This is a genomic window from Candidatus Cloacimonadota bacterium, assembly GCA_034661015.1.
In the GTDB taxonomy this organism is placed as follows: domain Bacteria; phylum Cloacimonadota; class Cloacimonadia; order JGIOTU-2; family JGIOTU-2; genus JAYEKN01.
Map to the genome: position 1 here is coordinate 1 of JAYEKN010000006.1, position 2,372 is coordinate 2,372.

At 35.9% G+C, this 2,372-nt stretch carries 2 protein-coding genes; both read right to left on the reverse strand.

The window, feature by feature from the left end:
* Positions 1–238: 238 nt before the first annotated feature.
* Positions 239–466, reverse strand: coding sequence for a lipopolysaccharide assembly protein LapA domain-containing protein (locus U9P79_00105; protein MEA2103036.1), 228 nt, complete (start codon positions 464–466; stop codon positions 239–241).
* 264 nt (positions 467–730) lie between these two features.
* Complete coding sequence (locus U9P79_00110; protein ID MEA2103037.1) at positions 731–2,350, reverse strand: 5'-nucleotidase C-terminal domain-containing protein; 1,620 nt, start codon at positions 2,348–2,350, stop codon at positions 731–733.
* Positions 2,351–2,372 lie beyond the last annotated feature (22 nt).

Consider the following 2,372-nt stretch of genomic DNA (forward strand, 5'->3'; position numbering starts at 1 on the left):
TTTTTGAACTTGACTTAAGATTTTCCAACTCACAAATATAACGCTAATTAACTTAATAGATAATTTTTTCAATTAGTCACGGAATGGTCCGTGACTTCTTGAGAAGGCTACTTTACGGATGTACACTAATTAGAAAGTAAAATCAAAATTTCTTCTGCTGAAAAGACGGCTCGAAACACCGTGCAATTGCATAAGTGGGCTAAGTTATATCAGAAAGTTTTTTTCACCTTTTACTGAATTATACTGATTTGCCGTATTCCTTTTTCGTCAATTTCTTTTTACTGTCGAGTTTTGCCATAATAAATCCGATAATTAGTCCGATAATAAGTGTTACGGGAAAAAGGATTATACGCGACATACTCAACTTCCAAAAAAGTAATCTGAGTTCCACAACTTGTGTGTTTTGTAATAACACAACCACAAAAATCGCGATCAGTAAAAACATTAATATTGTTTTTGGTTTCACTTAATAGCTCCTAATATTTATGATAAGAAAACAGCACTTTCATTTTGAACAAAAATTTTATTTCCATTTGCATTGTCAATTTCTTCGATTATTTAGTAAATATTGATGAAAGTCTTACAATCTGGTAAACCACCACTAAAATATTTCGTCGAACAAAGCATTATTCACCCATTATTTTTCCAAGCCCGATTTATCCGGCTTTATTCGATTTAGCGTGGGCATTCATGCCCTTGTAGAAATGATAAAATCTTTTAAATTTTCATTTCACTTCAAAATCTTCCAATTCTTATCCACTTCCGCAGAGATTGAACCTTTTTCCATGAGATAGTTTATCAAAATTGTTCGCATCTCTTCATTGGATTTAAAAACAATCGGAGCATTCTTTGCGCCGGCTGCTTCCATCAAACCGCCTCCACCACTTGCTCTGTAACTGTTTAGAGCAACTTTATATTTTTTATTATTTTGAAGCGGTAGCCCGGATGTACTCAATTTAATATTTTTTATTCTTTTGCCGATTTTTTCGGATAAATCAATCTCGTAATCAATTCCTTCCGCCATTGAACAATGATAACCGGCAATTTCAGGATTTGTCTTCACAATTTCGCCATCAAATAAATAATATTTTGTAGAAGCCTCGAGATAGTCTCTGATTTGCTGCCCGGTCATTTCCGCAACATAAAGAAAATTTTCATAAGGATACATACTGTAGGCATCTTTAATTTGCAATTTTCCCGGTTCGAAACAATAATCGGTGCGAAAACTTGCAGCAAAAGAAATGTCTGCTCCGGTGTAATCCATTTGCGCTTTATTGATCAATTCCACAATCGGAGAATCTTCAAATCGGGAATTCGTACCCAAAATTGTATCTCTAATTTCGGCAATATTTGTGCGAATGTATTCCAGAATCGCATCGTGATAATCACTCGTCAAAACCAATATTTCGGCTGATGGCTCTTGTCCCGCAACAGATTCTACCCAGCCTGATTTATCAATAATTTTCCACTTATTCCTTTTCTTTTCCAAAACAAATTTTGAAACTCCTAGATAGATTCCCCATTTTCCTGCAATTATTTTCATGCATTCATCCACAGGTGGATTGATTTTCTCCTTTGGTTTTACTCGGTGCGAATGTCCTCCAAAGATAAGGTCGAATTCCGGAATTGAATCGGCTACAAGGCCCGAAGCATTTGCAACCGGCAATCCCAGTTGCTTTGATTTATAAGCATCCTCACCGGCATCAAATCCTGCATGAAAGAGACCCACGAGAATGTCCACTTTCGGACGAACAATTTTCGCATATTTTTGCGCTGTTTTCACCATATCTGTCCAAGTGATTCCCGGATAGCATACAGTATCCAGCATTGTCGGGATTCCGGGAGTAGTCAATCCGATAACACCGATTTTTATACCATCTTTTTCCAAAATCGTGTAAGGTTGAAAAAAAGTTGAACTATCTGATAAAGTGGAGTTTGCAGAAAGCCATGGGAATTCGGATTCATTCATAGCCTTTGTGTAAACTTCAACTCCCTGTTCGATTTCGTGATTGCCCACAGCGAAAGCATCGTATTTCATTTCATTCATTGCCAGAATAATTGGATTAGGTTTGTCATTTTCGATTTTATGGAAATAATAAGCCATCGGTGTTCCCTGAATCGCATCCCCTCCATCAAGCAATATCACATTTTTGAATTTTTTACGATATTCTTGAATCCGTGAATAAACTTGAGCAAAACCAATTTCATCGGGTTCATCAGTATAATAATTATAGGGAAAAATTCGAGCGTGCACATCGGTTGTTTCCAGAATGTAAAGCGTGTCTTTGGTTTGAGCAAATAATCCGGTGAAAATTAGAAGTAAAATAGAAATTACAATTATTCTTTTCATTTTTTCTCCAATCTAATTAATA